This window comes from Aurantiacibacter suaedae (assembly GCF_005434915.1).
Lineage (GTDB): Bacteria > Pseudomonadota > Alphaproteobacteria > Sphingomonadales > Sphingomonadaceae > Alteraurantiacibacter > Alteraurantiacibacter suaedae.
This window is the reverse complement of the sequence record NZ_SKCG01000003.1, coordinates 402,029-421,450: the sequence shown is the minus strand read 5'-3', so window position 1 is coordinate 421,450 and position 19,422 is coordinate 402,029. Positions and strand designations below refer to the sequence as shown.

Sequence of the window (19,422 nt, the reverse complement as noted above, 5' to 3'; positions counted from 1 at the left end):
CTCAGAATGCATCCATGTCATCGGCTATCAGGAAGGCCCCATCATAGGTTTCTGCGATTTCCTCGAGATAGCGCATGTGTGCGGGCTGGTTCTTTTCCCAGCCCGAGAAGTGCGTGACGACGACCGAACCGACGTCGGCACGAGCGGCGAGATCGCCCACCTGCGTGGGCGAAAGGTGATGATCGGCAAGGTGCGATTGCATGGCCCGCGAAACGGCTGCCGGAATGCCGGGATTGGCCTCCAGCAACCGTTCGATCGTAAGCGGGATGTCCATCATTTCCACGACCAGAAGATCGGCGCCGCTTGCCAGCTGCTCCACCGCATCGCTCGGCCCCGTATCGCCGGTGTAAACGATGGATCGGTCCGGTAGGTCGAAGCGATAGGACAGCGATTCAAAGCGATCTGCAAGCTCGCTGCCTTTGGGGAAACTGTAATGCGTGTTCTGCCGGACGGTCACGGTCATGCCGCCTGTCTCGACACTGTCCCCGTCTCGCAGTTCGACCACGCGGATACCAGCGCGGTGATCGACCGGCGCCGCACCCGCAACACCATAGTTCGCCGTCGCCCCCGGCTCCATTGCGGTTAGGATGCCGTCGACCAAATGCTGCGTTCCGGGCGGGCCATATATCGTCAGCGGATCGCTGCCATTGGTCTGGAACCGCAATCCCAAAATCCCCATCAGACCAGCCGTGTGGTCGAAGTGCAGGTGGGAGAGGAATATCCCGTCGATCATCTTGGTCTGCACGCCAGCCTTGCCGCTCTGCCCGGCCGCCCCGTCGCCGACATCGACGAGGTAATCTCGCCCGCCGAAACGAAGCAGGTTCGCGGGCTGGGAGCGGGTCGAACTGGTCACCGGTCCTGCCGCCGTACCGAGCGTGATCCAGGTGCCGTCGCCATCCTGCGCCGCATCCTGTGCTGTCGCCGGAGTGAGAGACAGCGACAGCGCCGCGGTTGCGGCCAGGAGTTGTGTAAACTCTTTCATCATCAGAAATCGTACCCGACCCGGACACCGAAGGTACGCGGCGGCTCAAACTTCGGCGAGGCCACATTGGCGGCACCAAGCTGGTAAAGCGAGCGCATGGCCTCGTCGGTGAGGTTGCGCACGAACACGCTGGCCGTGAAGCCCTTGTCGTATGGCACCAGCGAGATACTCGCGTCGATCGTCAAGTCTTCGTCCGCATTGCCCGTGGGCAGATAGTTGAAGCCGATCACCCTCTCGCTGCGATAGCGCCCGTCGAGCGTGGCAATCACCTCGAAATCGCGCATCTCGAAGGTCTGCTGCACTCCAAGGTTGATCGTCCAGTCGGGCGCATTGAGAGCGGGCCTGCCCGAACAATCGATGGTGAAGCTGCGCTGCGCTCCCAGGTTCTGGGTGTAGTCACAACCGGTGATCGGCGTCAGGAAGTTGGGCGGATCGGTATCGTCGGAAAGATCCACCTGATCATAGACGAATGTATCATACGTCGCGTCGAGATATTGGACACCGCCGCGCAGCAGGGTCGTTTCCGTCAGCAAAGCCTGGAAATCGACCTCCGCCCCCTTGATCGAGGATTGCCCTACATTGCGAGTGTAGAACGAATTGTTGCCGCGATCATCAACGCCGAGGGCCGCAAGCTGCTGTCCGCGATAATCCCAATAGAATGCCTCAAAGTTCAGTTGCAGGCGATTGTCGAAGAAGCTGTTCTTCGATCCGATCGTGTAGGCATCGATGTATTCCGGATCGTACTCTTCCTGCCCGAAAGTGAGGTTGAACCCGCCGGCGCGGAAGCCCGTTTCGAAGCTGGCGTAGATGAGGTTATCGGGCGTCGCGTCATATTCCAGCGCGGCGCGCCAGGTGATCTCGTCATCGCCCGAAGTGCGCTCGATCTCGGTCGGCGTGTTGATGAGCAGCGCCTGCGGACCCGTAGGGCCGAACGGCCCGTAGGGAAAAGCGCCGTAGGGCACGGGGCGGTCAAGCGGAGAACCCGCAGGGAAGAGCGCCGGATCGAGCTGCTCCAGACTGTCGCGCAAGGTAAGGCCGACAGGGATGGTGGGCACTTGCTGGCAACTGGGCGGTCCGAACGCGGATTCTCTCAGGCAAACGCCGGTCGTGCTGATAGAAAGCGCGTCGATCGAACGGCTTTCGTCGGTGTAGCGTATTCCGCCGACGACGCGGAAATCCTCGGTGACGCTGTAACTCGCGCGCGCGAATACTGCGGCGGATTCGGTCGTGCTGGCGAAATCCTGGAAGGAAACCGTCGAGAACTGGTTGTAGGAATTCAACCCCTCGACGCTTTCGTCGAAGTAGTACGCGCCCAGTAGCCATTCGAGCGGACCGGAATCGCCAGAAAGCCGCCCTTCGATGCTGAACTGTTCGGCCTTGTCTTTGTTGAGACCAGACTTGAACGGCGCGCCGTTGAACTGGTTGTCGAGTTCGGACAGACGATAGGCCGGTACGACGACCAGGTCGACCCCGCCGAGATCGAGGTTGAACTCGGCGTTGACGCCCCAGTATTTATCGTCCCGATAAGGGTAATCATACCCCTCCACCGGCGAGTACAGCGGCGCAGCGGTGGCGTTGTCCTCGATGAATTCAAGCGTTTCTGGTGAGAAAAGACCAGTGAATGGCTCGCGCACCGAAGGCGGGGCAGCGATGAACTGCCAGTTAGGCACAGTGGCATCGGGCGTGAATGGGGCGAATGTGTAGACACCATCGACATCGACGCCAGGGCCGGTGCCTTTCTGCGTGGAATAGTCGGCCGACAGGCGGATATCGGCGGCTGGCGAGATTTCGAAGAATATCTGTCCGCGCAGGGCGAAGTCTTCCTTCTCGCCCGTTCCGTCGTCGTAATATCCGTCCCGCTCCGAATATGTGGTCGCCATCCTTACGGCCACCCGGTCGCCCACGGGCAGGTTGACGACGCCGGTCGTCTCTATCGCTTCGTAATTGCCGTATTGCGCACTCACGCTACCTTCCAGCACACCGAGGCGCGGCGCGTTGGGAATGACGTTGACCGCACCGCCGGTCGCATTGCGACCGTAAAGCGTGCCCTGAGGGCCCTTGAGCACTTCGACCCTGTTGACGTCGAGAAACGAGGCCACGGTCGATGACGGGCGCCCAATATAGACACCGTCCAGATTGAAGGCGACCGCCGGGTTCGTATAGCCGTTGTTGGCAAAGTTGCCGACGCCGCGGATGAAGTAGCCGACGTTGGCGCCGCCCGCCTCGGGCACGTAGAGTGCGGGCGCGACCTTGTTCAGCTGGGTCGCGTCGACGACGCCGGTCCGCTCCAGCTCATCGCCGCTTACAGCGTTGATTGGAATTGCCGCGTCCTGCAAACTCTCTTCACGGCGCTGCGCGGTCACGGTGATGACGTTAAGCCCGGCTGAGCGCTCCGCCCCTGCGCTTTCAGCCTGCGTGTCTTGCGCCAGGGCCATCTGGCTCGTTAACGCGATCGCTATCGCCGATGTGGCGACTAGAAATTTCTGCATGTGTCTCTCCCGGTGAGGCTGCTTCTAAGCGCCTCGTCGCCAACGTTTCTCACCCGAGCGGTTGTTTAGTCCAATCTTTTGTTTTCATCGAAATCCATCACTGGTATCGATGGTTTATGCGACTAGACAATTTCGACCTGAACCTGCTCGTCGCGTTCGATATCCTCATGCAGGAGCAGAGCGTGACACGGGCTGCCAATCGGCTGAACGTCACGCAGTCGGCGATGAGCGCTTCGCTGAAACGTCTGCGGGAGAGCTTTCAAGACGACATTCTGTCGCAATACGGCAAAAAGCTGATCCCCACGCCGTTCGCGCTGGCCTTGCAACCGGAAATCGCGGAGACAATTTTCGAACTGCGCGCCCTGATCGCCCGCCAGGGCCGGTTCGATCCCAGTCGCTCCGAACGCCATTTCCGTGTTGCCGCGTCAGATTATGTGACGACTGTGCTGCTTGCACCACTGGTGAACACGCTCCTGTCGGAAGCGCCGGGCATTGGCTTCAGCTTCGAACTACCGAGCCCGGCTCAGCAAGTTGCGCTTGGCAATGGGGAGCTGGACCTGCTGCTGACGCCGGAAGCGTTCGTGCACCCCGATCACCCGTGCGAGCTGGTTTTCGAGGAGCAGCACGTGACCGTGGGCTGGACCGGTAATCCCACGATCGATGCCCCTCTTTCGAAACAGGCTTTCGAAGACGCCGGCCACGTGGCGGTCAGCGTCGGCCGTCAGTTCACATTCGCGGAGCAATGGTTCAGGAGCCAGGGCATCGAGCGGCGTATCGTGGTGCGTGCCCCCTCGTTCATCCAAGCGCCTCACTTGGTGCCCGAGACGAAACTGCTGTGCGTGATGCACGAAAGATTGGCGCGGCTGATGGCTACGCGCCTTCCGCTGCGCGTGCTCGAGATGCCTTTTGCGATGCCGCCGATGCGCGAGATGATGCAGTTCCATGCCACGCGGGAAGCAGATCCCGGCCTTCTGTGGCTGCGTGAGAGGATCGGCAGGGCCGCCGTAATGCTCTGACGAGCGCGACCCTCGGCAAACTCCCTGCCCTAGCCGACTGCTGCGGGCAGCCAGAGCGAAAGCCCTGGCACGCAAATCACAAGCAGAAGCGCAATCAGAAGAGCAATGTAGAACGGCCAGATGGTCTTCAACGCCTGACCGATTTGTATGCCCTGCGCCGCGCAACCCACGAACAGCACCGAACCTACCGGCGGGGTCAGCAGCCCGATACCCAGAGCCAGCATCAGCATGACGCCGAACTGTACCGGGTCCATCCCAACCTCGGTGGCGATCGGCAGGAAGATCGGCGTGGTAATCAGGATCAGGGGGGCCATGTCCATGAACGTGCCCAGCACGAGCAGCATGACGGCGATCAGGATCAGGGTAAGCAACGGGCTGGCCATTGCCGGCGCCAGCAGCTCGGCAAGCTGCGTTGGCGCCTGGAGCACCGCCAGCACCCAGCCGAACAGCGACGCCGTGGCGATGATGAACATCACCATGATGGTGGTTCGCGCGCTGTTCATGAAGGCGGCACGCAGACCAGCAAGATCGAGATCGCGGTAGACCAAGATGCCGATCAGCAAGGTATAGGCACAGGCGATTGCGGCGCTTTCGGTGGGGGTGAATATCCCGGCCAGAATTCCGACCAGAATGATGACGGCAGTCAGGATGCCGGGTGTCGCCGTGATCGCTGCGCGGATCAGCGGGCGCAGGCCGGGAAAGGTCCCGCGCGGATAACCGCGGCGGATGGCCACGATAGCCGCCACCACCATCAATGCCAGACCCGTCAGGATGCCCGGCACGACGCCCCCAAGAAAGAGATCGCCGATGGAAATTCCGGTCCCCGCTGCCGTGGCATAGATAATCATGTTGTGCGACGGGGGGATCAGCAAGCCGGTGATAGATGCGGTGGTAGAGACGTTCACCGTGTAATCGGCGTCGAACCCACGCTTGCGCATTTCAGGCCCGATTGCCGAACCCATGGCAGATGCGCTCGCAAGCGCCGAGCCCGAAATTGCCCCGAACAGCATCGAGGAAAGGATCGTGACCTGCCCCAAGCCGCCCGGCGCTGAACCGAGCGTAGATTCCGACAGGTTCACCAGACGACGGGCTATGCCCGCCTGGGTCATCAATTCGCCCGCGAGGATGAACAAGGGAATCGCCATCAAGGTGAAGACGTTGACCCCTGCCGACATGCGCTGGGCAGCGACGACGAGCGGGATATCTAGCGCGAGCAGGATCGCCGACGCTGAGAGAAACAGCGATACAGCCACCGGCACGCCCAGATAGAGCATCACCGCCAGCATTAGCAGTAACAGCAGGATCAGTGTCATGCGCTGCCTGCACTTCCGGTGATCTCCTCACCTCTAACCAGCTTTTCTAATGCGAAGAGGGCCATCAGTGCGCCGGAAAGCGGAATGACAAGATAGACCATCCCGCGCGTCAGCGGCAGGGTGGGAACCGCGTTGTTCCAAGTCGCATCGACAAGCTGGCCTCCGAGCACGAGGAACAGGATGCCGGCCAATATGATCAGGAGGTTCGCGATACCCACGGCGCGCCCTCGCCATGGCTGCGCGAGGCTGGTCACACCTTCAACGATGCGGATATGGAAGCCTTCGGCAATGCCCGATGCCGTGCCGAGAAAGGTCATCCAGATCATCAGCAAGAGCGCCATTTGTTCAGCCCAGGCCGGACTGGTATCCAGCACATAACGGGAGAACACCTGCCAAGTGAGAATGCTCACCATCAGTGCCAGTGATAGCGCGGAGGCTAGGAGCAGCGAATGGCTCACCCAGCGGATTGCACGGTCAATCATTGCTTGCGCCCATGTTGCGGATATCTTCCACCAGCATGCTCAGCCTCGGCGTATCGGCATAGAAATCCCAGACAGGCTGCATCCGCTCGCTGAACGCGTTGCGGTCGACGTCTTCGATAAACTGCACTCCGGCCGAGGTGATTATCTCGCGGGATTCGATAACGCGCCGGTCCCAGATCTCGCGCATAACCGGAACGGAAGCGCGCGCCGCCTGCAGCACCGCTTCGCGGTCCGCCGGTGAAAGCTTGTCCCAGCTCCGTTTCGACATGGCGAAGATCTCCGGGGCCATCACGTGCCGGGTCAGGCTGTAGACCGGAGCCACTTCGAAATGGCGCGAACTCTCGTAGGAGGGAAAGTTGTTCTCCGCGCCGTCGATAACGCCCTGGACCATGCCCTGATACACTTCGCCATAGGCCATCGGAGTGGCATTGCCGCCCATGGCCTCGATCATGGAAACGAACAGGTCCGAGGTCTGCACCCTGATCTTCAGGCCGGCCATGTCCTGCGGTTCGCGAACAGGCCGGTCGACGGTATAGATCGAGCGCGCGCCGCTTTCGTAGAAGGCCAGGCCGATCAGACCGTGCTCCTCCAGCGCGCCAAGAATCGCGCGCCCGGGTTCGCCATCCATGGCTTCGCGCATGTGGTCGATGGAACGAAACAGGAAGGGCAGCGAGGGAACAAGGGTTTCGGGCACCAGCACATTCAACGGCGCAGAATTGATGCGCACGAAGTCGATGCCGCCAAGTTGCGCCAGTTCCAGCGTGTCGTTCTGGCTGCCCAGCTGTTCGGAAGGATAGACATCGACATTGAGCCTGCCGCCCGTAAGTCTGGATAGCTCAGCCGCGAAGAAGCGCAGTGCTGCGACGGTGGGATAGTTTTCCGGCTGGCTGTCCGCGGCCAGGAGGGCACGGCTGGCCTGCCCGCACCCGCCAAGCAAAGCGGACGCGCCGAAAGCCCCTCCAGCCAGCAAAGCCGTGCGTCGGTTCAGGCGAAGCACGTTGTCGCACCCGCCAAAGAATGCCTCCTGACAATGGTCATCGCAGGCTCTGCAACTTCGCGTTGATGTATGCCATGTCAGATTGGCTCGGCGTCCAGTCGGACTGCAAGGGGCCGCCCGTGCCGAATATTGCTTGGACGATGCCATCATGCCCTGCCCGCTGCCACACTTCGCGCAAGGCGTCGGCCTGCGGATCCTCGACCTCGCGCGCATCGCCGCTGATATGGTTCAGCCAGTGCGCAATCGCAGTCAGGATCGCTTCACAGGAGTTGCCGCGCTGCTGCTGGATCGTGAGCGTCTCGAGCCAGCGCTGGCCGATCTTCTGGCTGCCGTCCATCGCGATCTGCGCCAGCCGGTGATTGAGCGCAGGGTTCTCGAAACGCGCGACCAAGTCGCCGGCATAGGCTTCCAGATCCTGCCCATCGCCTGCTGCGATAGTAGGCGCTGCTTCCTCGATCATAAGCCGCTGCACGAGGTGGCGGAGCTGATCGTCCGCAATCGCCTCGTGGACGAAAGTGTGCCCGCGGTCCTGCCCGGCATAGGCGAGCAGCGAGTGGGCGCCGTTCAGCATTCGCAACTTGGCTGTCTCGAAAGGCGCGACATCCGAAACGATCTGGACGCCGTGATCCTCCCACGAAGGCCGCAGCCCCGCGAAATCGTCCTCGATTACCCATTGGGTAAAAGCTTCCGTGAACACCGCACCTTCGTCGCGCATCCCGATGCGCTGCTCAAGACCGTCCAGATCGGCACCGGAAGATGCAGGCACGATCCGGTCCACCATACTGTCCGGCGTTGTGCAATTGCCGAGAAACCAGTCGCGCAGATCGGCCGCATTATCATCGATCCACTCCAGCATCAGACGCCGGAGTTGCTTGCCGTTACCCGAGAGGTTGTCGCAGCTGAGAAGCGAAAGGCCTGGCAGGCCTGCATCGCGCCGCATGACCAGCGCGTCGCTCAAGATGGGGTAAAACCCATCCTTCGCTTTTGCGAGATCAAGCGATCCGTCCGGCTTCCGGCAATAGCCCTTTTCGGTAACGGTGAAGCTTGCGACATGGCAATCGGGGGACGCAAGACATGCGACGATTTCCTCGCGGTCGGATCCAGCGACGAGAACTTGGGCAACCGAACCGACCAGGCGCGTGCGGCTCTCACCTGCGGACCGCACAGTCAGTGTATAGAGCCCGTCCTGTGGATTGAGTTGTTCCGCGACGGCAGCCGAGCGCATTGACACCCCGGCAATCATCCACCCCGGTTCGCCGCCCTCCATACAGGCATCGGTAAAGGCAGCCTGGTGCGCGCGATGAAACGCGCCGATGCCGAAATGCACGATACCGACGGGCTGGCCCCGGTCGTAGCCCGGACGCGAAACGTCGCCGGGCAACTGGCCGGCGTTCTCTGCAGAGAGCCTCACAGCTTGTAGGCCGTCTTGGCGAAATTGTACGCGAGGTCCTTCGCCAGCTCGGCAGCCTCCCATTCTTCCAGCCGGTGTTCGACCACCAGCTCCGCAAGGAAACCGCAGTCGATCCGCCTTGCCAGATCATGCCGGGCCGGGATCGAGAGGAACGCCCGCGTATCATCGTTGAAACCAACGGTGTTGTAGAAGCCCGCGGTCTCGGTGACCATTCGGCGATAGCGGCGCATTCCTTCGGGGCTGTCATGGAACCACCAGGCAGGTCCCAGCTTCAGCGCGGGATAATGCCCGGCAAGCGGCGCGAGTTCACGTGCATAGGTGGATTCGTCCAGCGTGAAGACGATCACCGACAGGCGCGGATCGTTGCCATGCTTTGCCAGCAGCGGTTGCAAGGCTCGCACATATTCGGTGCGCACCGGGATATCTGCTCCCTTGTCCCTGCCAAAGCGATCGAACAGAGCCGGATTATGATTGCGGAAAGACCCGGGATGGATCTGCATGACCAGCCCGTCATCCAGGCTCATCGTCGCCATTTCCGTCAGCATCTGGGCGCGGAACAGTTCGGCATCTGCAGGATCGACCTTGTCTGCCTGGACTTTGCGGAACAGGTCCTCACACTCTGCTTTCGACAGATCTGCCGTTGCCGGTGTGGGGTGGCCGTGATCGGTGGACGTCGCGCCCATTTCGCGGAAGAATTCCCGGCGCTTTCGGTGCGCGGCAAGGTAACCATCCCAGGATGTGCAGTCTGTATTCGTGAGATCACTCAGAGCATCGAGATTCTTGCGGAAACCCTCGAATTCAGGATCGATGACGGGATCGGGACGGTAGGCGGTGATGACTCGCCCGTTCCACCCGCTCGCCCTTATCTTCGCGTGACTTTCAAGGGTGTCGAGAGGGTTTTCAGTCGTAGCGATCACCTCGATCCCGAAACGATCGAACAGGGCGCGTGGCCGGAAGTCGTCGCGCTGGAGGGCCTCGGTAATCGTGTCGAAATAGCTGTCCGCCGTCTCTCCGGACAACAGTGTGTCGAGATCGAATACCTCGCTGAACACCCAGTCCAGCCAGATACGCGACGGGGTTCCGCGAAACAGGTGATAGTTGTCGGCGAACAATCGCCATGCCTCGCGTGGGTCGGCGCGAGGCGCACCCGATGCCTCGGCCACACCGAGCGCCTCGAGCGGGATGCCCTGCGAATAGAGCATGCGCAGCACGTAATGATCGGGGACGAGCAAGAGATCGGTCGCATTGCCGAAATTTGCGTTGTCGGCGAACCAGGAGGGATCGGTGTGTCCATGCGGGCTAATGATCGGCAAGCCCTGCACGCTTTCGTACAGTTCACGGGCGATGGCGCGAGTTGCATCGTGCGCCGGCAATAGCCGGTCAGGGTGGAGACTGAGCTTATGCATGATTCAGGTAATCTCTCTCGACATTATTCAGGCCGTCATTAGGCCGTTAGCTGAGAATAGCGTTCGCGCTTGGCCTGCACATTGCGGCGAGCTTCGTCGACGGCGCGCTGCTCGGTCGCGAAGAGGAGGCTGTCGAGAACCTTGAGCAGGTGGGCGCGCATCGCTGCGCGCGCTGCGGCTGGGTCGCTCTCCCGCAAGGCGTTCAGGATGGCCGTATGCTCGTCCACGACTGGCTTGATATTCGCGTGGCGCGCCTTTTCGTGAAGCAACACCGCTTCGCGCGACGTATTGCGCAACTCCCACAAACGCTCAACGGACTCGACAAGGGCGCTGTTCTTCGTGGCCCTGGCAATGGCGAGGTGGAAGTCCGCATCGGCTTCTTCTTTGCCACCCGGCGTTTTATTCTCCTGTTCGATCTGGCGAACAAGCGCCTCCAGTTCGGCCAGCTCCTCGCCGGTAATTTGTGAAGCGGCAAGCGCAGCCACTTCACTTTCGACAAGGAGCCGCGCTTCGGTGAGCTCGATTGCCGAAACATCGCCGGCAGGGATCGTTTTCTGACCGCTGGCGGAGTGCACATAAACGCCCGAGCCGACGCGCACGTCAACAAGGCCCTGCACTTCGAGCGCGATAATGGCCTCTCGAATAACCGGCCGACTAACATCGTACGTGACGGCCAAGTCCCTCTCCGCAGGAAGGCGGGCCCCTACGGCATAATTGCCCGACTGGATTTCCTGCAGCAGCTTCGCAGCCACCTCCTTGTAGAGACGGGGACTTGCTTGCGCCTTCATATCGAGCTCTACCTTTTGGACTTACCGATTTTGGAAACTTGACAGACCAAATCAGCAGCGTCAAGGATTGCCTACAGTCTGTCGCGAACTTCCGGGGTCTTGCATGAAAATTGTCGCTGCAAAAGTCATTGTCACTTGTCCGGGACGAAATTTCGTCACGCTCAAGATCGAAACGGACCAGGGCGTTTACGGGATCGGCGATGCGACCATGAACGGCCGCGAGCTTGCCGTAGTGTCCTATCTCGAGGACCATGTAATCCCGTGCCTGATCGGCCTCGACCCGCAACGCATCGAGGATATCTGGCAATATCTCTATCGCGGTGCCTACTGGCGCCGGGGCCCGGTGACGATGCGCGCCATCGCGGCAGTGGACATGGCCTTGTGGGACATCAAGGCCAAGATGGCCGGCATGCCCCTCTATCAGCTTCTGGGCGGCCGCAGCCGCGACCGCGTGATGGTCTACGGCCATGCCAACGGTGCCGACATCGAGGCTACGGTGGATGCCGTCGGCAAGTATATCGATATGGGCTACAAGGCGATCCGCGCCCAGACGGGGGTGCCGGGCATCAAGGATGCCTATGGCGTGGGCCGCGGCACACTGCACTACGAGCCGGCGGACGCGGAGCTGCCTTCCGTCACCGGCTGGGACACGCGCAAGGCGCTGAATTATGTTCCCAAGCTCTTCGAAAAGCTGCGCGATACCTATGGCTACGATCATCACCTGCTGCATGATGGCCACCATCGCTACACGCCGCAGGAAGCGGCGAACCTCGGCAAGATGCTGGAACCGTTCCAGCTGTTTTGGTTCGAGGACTGCACCCCGGCGGAAAACCAGGAAGCGTTCAAGCTGGTGCGCCAGCACACCACCACCCCGCTCGCGGTTGGCGAAATTTTCAATACGATCTGGGACTGCAAGGATCTCATCCAGAACCAGCTGATCGACTATATCCGCACCACGGTGGTCGGCGCTGGCGGCCTCACCCATCTGCGTCGCATCGCCGATCTTGCCAGCATGTACCAGGTTCGCACCGGCTGCCACGGGGCGACCGACCTCTCGCCTATCACGATGGGCTGTGCGCTGCACTTCGACACCTGGGTGCCCAATTTCGGTATCCAGGAATACATGCGCCATACCGAGGAGACGGACGAGGTCTTCCCGCACGACTACAGCTTCGCTGACGGACATCTGTACTGCGGCGAGACGCCCGGCCACGGGGTCGACATAGACGAGGAGCTGGCCGCGAAGTATCCCTACAAGCCTGCCTACCTTCCGGTCGCCCGGTTGGAAGACGGCAGCATGTGGAACTGGTAAGGTGGCAACGGGCCGCGTCACTTTCGTCGGCGAAGGCATGGCTGAACTGCGTCAGGCCGACGGCGACGAATATCGGCTTGGCTACGGCGGTGACACGCTGAACACGGCTATTCACATGGCGCGGTCCGGCCATGACGTGGCGTTCGCCACCGCGCTGGGCGGGGACAATTTCAGCGAGCGTCTTCGATGCGCATGGCGCGAAGAAGCCCTCGACTGCTCCGCGATCCTTACCGACCCGACACGCCAGCCCGGCCTTTATGCAATTTCCCTTGATGATGCGGGAGAACGCAGCTTCACTTACTGGAGAAGCGACAGCGCCGCGCGTCAGGTGTTCGCCCTACCCGGCACCGCAGATTTGGTTGAGCAGATCGAAGCGTCCGCAACGCTGGCCTTCTCGCTGATCTCGCTCGCTATTCTGCCGGATGCCGGGAAGGAAGCGCTCATCTCACTTGCCATGCGGATGCGACAGAACGGATCCAATGTTGTCTTCGATGCCAATTATCGACCTAACCTCTGGGCCAATTCGCAGACGGCTGAGAGATGGCGGGATAAGGCGATCGCGGTTGCGACGCACGGCCTGCCCACCCTGGAAGATGAAGCGCTGATCTGCGGCCCTACCGACGAGGAAAAGGTCGCCGCGCATTGGGTTGGTCTCGGATGCACGGAGATCGTGGTGAAGCTGGGAGCAAGGGGGTGCAGACTGCCCGATGGCGAACTGCTAGCTCCCGATGCAATCCTTAGCCCTGTAGACACCAGCGGCGCAGGCGATGCCTTTAATGCCGGCTATCTTTCGGCCCGGCTCAGCGGTGCCGATCCTCACGAGGCTGCACGCAGAGGCAATACCCTGGCGGCCTGGACGATCATGCGCGCAGGAGCCATTCCGCCGCTAGATTCCGCTTCGCCTTATACTGGCGCGTAATAATCGATAAGGACGCTGCTGCGCACGGCAGACCCACTATCGCGCGGCAAGAGACGGGCGAAGGGTTTGCGCCGCGCGAGCGGCCGATTGCAAGCCGTCGACGGGATCGTCTACTTCGACATAGCCTATGGCATGAGATAGCTCGCGAATCTGAGGCATAAGTTCGGAGTAGCTGAGGTCACCCTCGCCCGGAGCGACAAAGCGCCTGCAATCGTTCGCGAGGCAACTTCGATCCACATCCTTCAGGTGAAGCGAAAGCACCCGCGGTCCAAGGTCTCGTACCAATGCAACCGGATCGACACCGGCAACGGCCGCCCATCCGATATCGATTTCAAAGTCGACTTCTCCAGGTGCGAAATCCTCCGCAATCAGTTCTAGGGGCGTCTTGCCGTCCAGCGGCACGTGATCCCAGTCGTGGTTATGATAGGCGAGGCGAACGCCCTCGTCCCGTGCCGCTTGTGCCATCGTTTCCAGGCGCAGCATCCAGTCTTCGAATGCCGCGCGCGTCGTCTCACCGGGTGTCGGTCCGGTAAAGAACACGTCAGCCGCGGACTGTGCGACGATGCGCGCGCCAAGACTTCGCGCAAGCTGCATCTGCCGCCCATAATCCGGCGCGTAAGCGAGGCGGACGGTGCCCACGGCCAGCCCGGCATGCCTGCAAAGTTCAGCAACCTCTACCGGATCGCGCGGCGCATCATGGCGCGGGGATTGCGCGCCGAGCGGGAAACCGAAGTGCGTATATCCAAGCTCTCTCGCACGGCGAAGCGTCCCGGCGTAATCGAGCGCCAGTTCCCTTGCCACGGTGAGATGGGCCAGCCCCAGCGGCTGGCGCGCAAGTCGGGGAGGCAGGGCATCGCGTGTGCACCCCGCCGCCGCGAGCCCGGCGATCCCGACGATGAACTCGCGCCTGCTAAGTCTCGTCAGGATCATGATCGGTCCTAATCCTGAGGAACTATCTCAATGGCCGAGACTAGCGCCTGACCTTGGACCGGAGAGAAATCCAGTTCGATACCGCCGTCATCAACTGCGATGTCGAACGTCTCGCTAACTGCTTTCAACGTTCCGCCAGCGCGCTGATTGATGTCATACGATGGAAGAACGGTCTCGCCGTTCGCTGACACGTTGAACACGCGTGCACCTGCTTGCTCGCCTGGCTCCACGAATGTCAGCGTGACCCGGTAGCGCCCTTCTTCCGCAGGAATGCGATAGCTGAAGTCGCCCTGGCGGAAGCTGGAGACGATATCGCGGCGGTCGGTGTTCTCGATATCCGCGAAAACCGCCTGCCGCCCGCGTCCGCCACGCTGGTCGGTGCTGCCGGCAGTTCCGCCAACGAAGAAATCGTCCGAGCCGAACTGCACTTCTGCCGACGCCGCGACCACCGCGCCGCTGTCGATGCGGAAGGCATGGTGCTGCTCTTCATCCAACTGCCAGGTGATGGCATCCTCGACCGGTCCACCATCAAAACTGCCGCGTGCGACGATGGCATTCTCGCCAGCAGCAAGACGCACGTCTTGCCACACACAGACATTCTGGTCGCAGTCACTCAGCGGGGCCAGTTCGGAACCGTTGACAATGAGGGTCGTCGAAGGAGCGTTGGAATTCACGCGCACATCGGTGACGGAATAGGCACGATCAACATAACGCCGACCTTGCACATGCACGGTCGGCTGGTCAGACCAGATGGCACGGTAAAAGTAGAACGCATCCTTACGAATGTCGCGATCATAGGTCACCAATCCCTTGGTATTGATGTCCTGCGCATCGCCCTCAGCACGAACGGTGGTGCCGAAATCAAATGCATTCCACAGCCAGATCCCCCACAGGTAGTCGCGGTGCGCAAGTTCGCGCCAGTTTTCCTCATGGAACCACGTCAGGAACTCTTCCGGCTGCGTGCGCCCGGCCATATCGATCGGCCCTCCCAGCGGATCGTCGGTGTGCATGTTGGGCGCGCCGCCTGCTCCGTATTCGCTCACCGAAAGCGGGATTTCGGGGTGCTTCAGGCGCAGGCCATCGAGATGCTCGCCAAGTTCGCCGGGCTCGCCATAATACCAACCGTAATAGCGGTTGGCACCAACAGCATCCACCGCTTCGGCTACTACGGGCACATCGACCATGCCCCGATCCTCACAGCAATTGGCCAGCACTACTGGCCGATGAGGATCGAGATCACGCGACAGGTCGGCTAACTCGTTCAGCAATGGCATGGGGTCGGCAACCACCTCGGGCGGGCGGCCGAGGAAATCGGGGCGTCCGGGGCCGAAGTCCACTTCGTTGGCAATGCCCCAGGCGGCAACGGAGGCGTGGTTGTAATTCTGGTGAACGAGGTCGAGCAATTGCTGGCGGGCGTTGTCGACGATGCCCTGCGGCGCTTCCACCTGATCGCGCGCATTGGTCCAGGCAGTAACCAACCCGATTTCGCTCCACAGGACGATGCCGTACTTGTCTGCCAGATCGTGCACGGGGCTGCCGTGCTGATAGTGTGAGAGACGCAGCGAGTTGGCGCCCATGTCGAGCATGATGCGCAGCGATTCATCCACTTGCTCGGGCGAAACAGCCCAGTCGGACTCTTCGGTGTCCTGATGGAAACCGGCGCCAACCAGCCTGTAAGGCCTGCCATTCAACAGGAACCCGTGTTCAGGATCGAGCTCCATCTTGCGGATGCCGAAGGCCTGCTCGATCGTGTCGAGGACAGTGCCATCCGCGGCACGCAACTCGTAGCGAAGCGTGTGGAGATAAGGATCCGACAGCCCGTCCCAAAGGCGCGGGGATCGGGCGCGCATCGATCCTTCCAGCTCGCTCGTCGCGCCCGGCGCGATGACCGCCTCCTCTTGCCAGCTTCCGACGACTTCGCCCTGATCGTCCAGCAAGCTTGCAACCACGGTTATGGCAGCATCAGAGCCGCTTGAATTGGTGACGCGCCCGCTCAGGCTGATCTCGGCGTCGCCACCGACAATGTCCGTAGTAGCGGCGTAAACGCCCGGCCCGCCATAATCGAGCATGTCGAAATGGACCGGTTCGGTCACCACAACGGTGACGGGACGATAGATGCCGCCACGCACGAAGAAATCTCCGGTCATGGGCAAGACATCAGCCGTGCTGTTGCCTTCGGCTGGCTGGGTGTTGTCGACCTTGACGTAAAGCTCGTTCGCTTCGCCTGGTTTCACGAGCGCTGTCGCATCCAGCCTGAAACGCCCGAACGGGTTGCGATGACCGCCAAGATATTCCCCGTTCAGCCAGACTTCGCCGGTCCGGCTCACGGCATCGAATTCGAGGAACATGCGCTGGCCGTCATTCAGCTGCGGTGCGTCAAAGGTCTTGTAATAATAACCTACGCCCTGTGTCTTCTCGATGTTCTCGGGCGTGTTGATATGGGTTTCGGGGTCTGAGAGATAATAGCCCACGCGGTTCCAGGAGTGGGGGATCGAAACGGTTTCCCACTCTTCTGCCTGCGGGAAATCCAGCGCACCATCGTCGCTATAAGGGCCGACAAGATTGAACTGCCAGCCGTCCGACAGCTCGATCCGCTGGCGCTGCGGCGATGCGATGCTCTTGTCGGCTGACGCTGCCGGAAGCGAGGGCCTGTTTTCTTGCGAAGCGGCTAATGACGGAATCGCCAAGCCGATAATGGACACCCCGATGAGAGCGTTGCGCGCGATCATGCCGACCATGTTGCTATCCTATCCGTTAGTTCTTTCGCCATTATGGGCCTGGCCGTGTTTACCACATGACCAGGCCCGCATATGTTTGGCGCCCTGCATCATGCAAGCAGATGCAGAGCGCCAGGGAGAGATCAGAAGCCGAAGCGGGCCCTTACGCCAATGTAGCGCGTGTAATTTCGCGGCAACTGCTGGGTGAGGACAAAGGGATCGTTACGCGGATTGGTGTCATCGATGATCCGCGAAGCATATGCCTTGTCAAACAGGTTGTTGACGAAAAGCGACAGGCGCCAGTTCTCGTCCGGATCCTGGATGCCGATCGCAGCATTGGCGATCCCATAGGAATCCTGCACCGTGCGCGGGTTCTGCGAGAGCGAGAAATTCACATCGCTCTGCCAGGTATAGTTACCCTGCAAGAACAGTGCGAGGCTCGGCGTGATCGGCTGATCAAAATTGAACCCGACGTTGAACTTGAAGTCCGGCGAATTGCCGAGCTTCTCGCCCGCGATATCCTGCACCGGCTGGTTGGTCTCCGGATCCACGACGCAGCCCTGCTCCTCCGTCTGCCCGAAGTAGCACTGCGCATCGGGGAATTCCCTGATCCGCGCATCGACATAAGCAGCCGATGCAAAGAGCGTCAGGTTGTCCGAAGGGCTGTAAGCCCCTTCGAACTCGACGCCCCGAGTACGAAGGCTGCCGACATTGGTGAGCTCGAACTGCGGGACAAGAAGCTGCGCGTTCACGCCCTGCGCCTGGAAATCGTCGTAGTCTGTCCAGAAGCCGACCAGCTGGAACTGCGCATCGCCGCCAAGGGCGCTACCGGAGAGGCCGATTTCGTAATTCATGCTGCTTTCGGAAGCGATCGGATTATCGGCGCGGCGCTGATCGAAGCCCGACGAAATGTCATAGGCCTGCCCCTTGTAGCCGGTGGCTACGGAAGCAAAGGCCATGAGGCCGCCACCGAAGAAATGCTGCAAAGCCAGTTTGCCCGTAACAGCTGTCTCGGAGTCGTCGCCGGTGTATTCGATAGGCGTCGCTCCACGATTGTCCGCGAAATAGACGCCAATCTTTTCATGATTCACGCGACCGCCCAGAGTGACGAGCGTGTCGGGCGTGATGTCGTAGCCAAGCTGGGCAAAAGCGGCGTAACTGGTTGTATCCGCAGTCGAATCCCAGTTCTGCCGAATGGGAGGAATCGTAGTGGTACGGACAAAGGTACGGTCGGTGCTACCGTCAGCGAAGTACAAGCCAACAATATAGTCGAACACACCATCCGTGGGCGACGTCAGGCGCAGTTCCTGCGAGAACTGCTTGGCGTTGTAAGTGGTGTCTTGACGGATCGTGGGTACGGGTTCGCCATCCTGATCGTTGGTCGAGTTGTAAGTCCAGTCCTGGAAGCTCGTGATAGACGACAGGGTTGCAAAACCCAGGTCGATATCTGCCTTTAGCGCGGTAACCAGCTGGTTGCTCTCGCCGAACCGATCGGTATCGTTGCGCACAACGTTGTTGCCGAAGCCCGGCGTTATTCCGGCAAGGGCATAATCCTCGTTCAACGGGTTGCCATCGGCATCGGTCGTGTCGACCCGCAGATAGGTGTCGGGCAACATGCTGTCGGTTGCCTCTCCGTAGTCGGCAATCAGCGTGAAGGTCACATCACCAAGCTCCTGACGGACCTTGCCGCGCATCCCCCAGGTGTTCTCGCCACCGAGCGTGGAACCCGTGGTGAGGTTGTCGATATAGCCATCATAGTCGGAGAAATAGCCGCTGACGCGGAAGCCGCCATTGTCGTTCAGCGGGCCGGAAATAGCGCCTTCAGCCCGGTACTGCTGATCATCGGTGAGCGAAAACTGGCCATAGCCGGTAAAATAGTCGGTCGGGTCTTGCGTCACGATGTTGACGACACCGGCAGATGCATTCTTCCCGAACAGCGTACCCTGCGGGCCGCGCAACACTTCCACGCGCTGAGGATCGCTGATGCTCGAAAACGCCTGACCGGCCTGAAGCAGGGCAACATCGTCGACCACCACCAGAACGGAAGACTCCACAGCGGTCGAGAAGCTGACGGTACCGACACCGCGAAGAGCGATCGAGTGCCCAGCCTGGCTGCCGCCGGAGGTGATGGTGAGAGACGGCGAGACAAGAGTCAGGTCCTCGAAGTCATTGACTTGGGCCGCATCAAGGACGTCCTCACCGATTGCGCTGACCGCAACCGGCACCTCAAGAATGTTCTGCTCGCGCTTCTGGGCCGTGACCAGGATGACGCTATCATCCGCTTCCGCAGCCTGATCTTGCGCGTGAGCCGGGGCCGCCATTGCAGCAAGAGCAAGAACGCCAGCCGTGGCAATTGCCGATCCAGCATTCTTCAAATTTGGGCGAACCGTACGAATCATGAAATCTCTCCCTTGGTGATATCCGTCATCTTCGGATGCCCGGATTTTGGCTTAACTTGCCACAAGATTGGTCTTACCACAAGATAGAATTGGACTTGTCAATCTGATTCTTCCATCACATTGATTAAAAGATATTTTGTTTTGAATAGCTCAGACCCAGAGTTTGTCGGAAATTGAAATCCACCTGCATTCTATTGGGTTCGACACGGATATGGTCATACCATTCTGAGCGCGACGCACCCGAAGCCCCATTGCGACACC

Annotated in this window: 14 protein-coding genes; 3 read left to right on the top strand and 11 right to left on the bottom strand. The window is 60.6% G+C overall.

All coding sequences use genetic code 11. The annotated features are described in order from the left end of the window. Position 1: 1 nt before the first annotated feature. Both E0473_RS12970 and E0473_RS12965 read right to left on the bottom strand, forming a co-directional pair. Positions 2–985 (bottom strand): MBL fold metallo-hydrolase, encoded by a 984-nt coding sequence (locus tag E0473_RS12970; protein WP_206663447.1) that lies wholly within the window; start codon positions 983–985, stop codon positions 2–4. Then, positions 985–3,417: a TonB-dependent receptor gene (locus E0473_RS12965; protein WP_161981605.1), complete on the bottom strand. Its 2,433-nt coding sequence runs from the start codon at positions 3,415–3,417 to the stop codon at positions 985–987. Before E0473_RS12965 ends, E0473_RS12970 begins: the two co-directional genes overlap by 1 nt. 29 nt (positions 3,418–3,446) lie before the next feature. Between E0473_RS12965 and E0473_RS12960 the strand changes: the two genes are divergently transcribed. Further along, positions 3,447–4,487, top strand: coding sequence for a LysR family transcriptional regulator (locus tag E0473_RS12960; protein ID WP_137681299.1), 1,041 nt, complete (start codon positions 3,447–3,449; stop codon positions 4,485–4,487). Between the two features lie 29 nt (positions 4,488–4,516). Here the strand turns inward: E0473_RS12960 and E0473_RS12955 are convergent, their stop codons facing one another. From E0473_RS12955 to E0473_RS12930, 6 genes are read right to left on the bottom strand one after another with little or no spacing between them, the layout of a single operon-like run. After that, complete coding sequence (locus E0473_RS12955) at positions 4,517–5,800, bottom strand: TRAP transporter large permease (RefSeq protein ID WP_137681298.1); 1,284 nt, start codon at positions 5,798–5,800, stop codon at positions 4,517–4,519. Next, entirely contained in the window at positions 5,797–6,282 is a 486-nt protein-coding gene (locus tag E0473_RS12950; RefSeq protein WP_137681297.1) for a TRAP transporter small permease, read from the bottom strand. The genes E0473_RS12955 and E0473_RS12950 overlap by 4 nt, the downstream gene beginning before the upstream one ends. Beyond that, entirely contained in the window at positions 6,275–7,279 is a 1,005-nt protein-coding gene (locus E0473_RS12945) for a TRAP transporter substrate-binding protein (RefSeq protein ID WP_206663446.1), read from the bottom strand. The genes E0473_RS12950 and E0473_RS12945 overlap by 8 nt, the downstream gene beginning before the upstream one ends. Positions 7,280–7,316: 37 nt before the next feature. Next, entirely contained in the window at positions 7,317–8,690 is a 1,374-nt protein-coding gene (locus E0473_RS12940; RefSeq protein ID WP_241657503.1) for a mannitol dehydrogenase family protein, read from the bottom strand. Continuing rightward, the gene (uxaC, locus tag E0473_RS12935) at positions 8,687–10,096 is read right to left on the bottom strand and encodes a glucuronate isomerase (protein WP_137681295.1); all 1,410 of its coding nucleotides are present in this window, start codon (positions 10,094–10,096) and stop codon (positions 8,687–8,689) included. The genes E0473_RS12940 and uxaC overlap by 4 nt, the downstream gene beginning before the upstream one ends. Positions 10,097–10,134: 38 nt before the next feature. Continuing rightward, positions 10,135–10,884 carry a FadR/GntR family transcriptional regulator gene (locus E0473_RS12930; RefSeq protein ID WP_137681294.1) on the bottom strand — a complete coding sequence of 250 codons (750 nt, stop codon included), beginning with the start codon at positions 10,882–10,884 and terminating at the stop codon, positions 10,135–10,137. A 103-nt stretch (positions 10,885–10,987) separates the two neighbouring features. Between E0473_RS12930 and manD the strand changes: the two genes are divergently transcribed. Both manD and E0473_RS12920 read left to right on the top strand, forming a co-directional pair. Further along, a complete protein-coding gene (gene manD / locus E0473_RS12925) occupies positions 10,988–12,196 on the top strand; it encodes a D-mannonate dehydratase ManD (RefSeq protein ID WP_137681293.1) in 1,209 nt (402 codons plus the stop codon). 37 nt (positions 12,197–12,233) lie between these two features. Beyond that, positions 12,234–13,115, top strand: a complete 882-nt coding sequence (locus E0473_RS12920; RefSeq protein ID WP_137681292.1) for a sugar kinase — start codon at positions 12,234–12,236, stop codon at positions 13,113–13,115. Positions 13,116–13,151: 36 nt separating this feature from the next. Here E0473_RS12920 and E0473_RS12915 read toward each other — a convergent pair whose 3' ends face one another. The 3 genes from E0473_RS12915 to E0473_RS12905 all read right to left on the bottom strand — a co-directional run bounded on the left by E0473_RS12915 (position 13,152) and on the right by E0473_RS12905 (position 19,161). Then, positions 13,152–13,916 (bottom strand): sugar phosphate isomerase/epimerase family protein, encoded by a 765-nt coding sequence (locus tag E0473_RS12915; RefSeq protein WP_161981604.1) that lies wholly within the window; start codon positions 13,914–13,916, stop codon positions 13,152–13,154. 137 nt (positions 13,917–14,053) lie between these two features. Then, a complete protein-coding gene (locus tag E0473_RS12910) occupies positions 14,054–16,783 on the bottom strand; it encodes a glycoside hydrolase family 2 TIM barrel-domain containing protein (RefSeq protein ID WP_241657502.1) in 2,730 nt (909 codons plus the stop codon). A gap of 122 nt (positions 16,784–16,905) precedes the next feature. Further along, complete coding sequence (locus tag E0473_RS12905) at positions 16,906–19,161, bottom strand: TonB-dependent receptor (RefSeq protein ID WP_137681290.1); 2,256 nt, start codon at positions 19,159–19,161, stop codon at positions 16,906–16,908. Between the last annotated feature and the right edge of the window lie 261 nt (positions 19,162–19,422).

Bases quoted from the DNA above. Each gene is read 5' to 3' on its own strand.
- E0473_RS12970 (WP_206663447.1), bottom strand. From the start codon at position 985: ATGATGAAAGAGTTTACACAACTCCTGGCCGCAACCGCGGCGCTGTCG.
- E0473_RS12965 (WP_161981605.1), bottom strand. From the start codon at position 3,417: ATGGCCCTGGCGCAAGACACGCAGGCTGAAAGCGCAGGGGCGGAGCGC.
- E0473_RS12960 (WP_137681299.1), top strand. From the start codon at position 3,447: ATGTGGCGACTAGAAATTTCTGCATGTGTCTCTCCCGGTGAGGCTGCT.
- E0473_RS12955 (WP_137681298.1), bottom strand. From the start codon at position 5,800: ATGACACTGATCCTGCTGTTACTGCTAATGCTGGCGGTGATGCTCTAT.
- E0473_RS12950 (WP_137681297.1), bottom strand. From the start codon at position 6,282: ATGATTGACCGTGCAATCCGCTGGGTGAGCCATTCGCTGCTCCTAGCC.
- uxaC (WP_137681295.1), bottom strand. From the start codon at position 10,096: ATGCATAAGCTCAGTCTCCACCCTGACCGGCTATTGCCGGCGCACGAT.
- E0473_RS12930 (WP_137681294.1), bottom strand. From the start codon at position 10,884: ATGAAGGCGCAAGCAAGTCCCCGTCTCTACAAGGAGGTGGCTGCGAAG.
- manD (WP_137681293.1), top strand. From the start codon at position 10,988: ATGAAAATTGTCGCTGCAAAAGTCATTGTCACTTGTCCGGGACGAAAT.
- E0473_RS12920 (WP_137681292.1), top strand. From the start codon at position 12,234: ATGGCTGAACTGCGTCAGGCCGACGGCGACGAATATCGGCTTGGCTAC.
- E0473_RS12910 (WP_241657502.1), bottom strand. From the start codon at position 16,783: ATGGTCGGCATGATCGCGCGCAACGCTCTCATCGGGGTGTCCATTATC.
- E0473_RS12905 (WP_137681290.1), bottom strand. From the start codon at position 19,161: ATGATTCGTACGGTTCGCCCAAATTTGAAGAATGCTGGATCGGCAATT.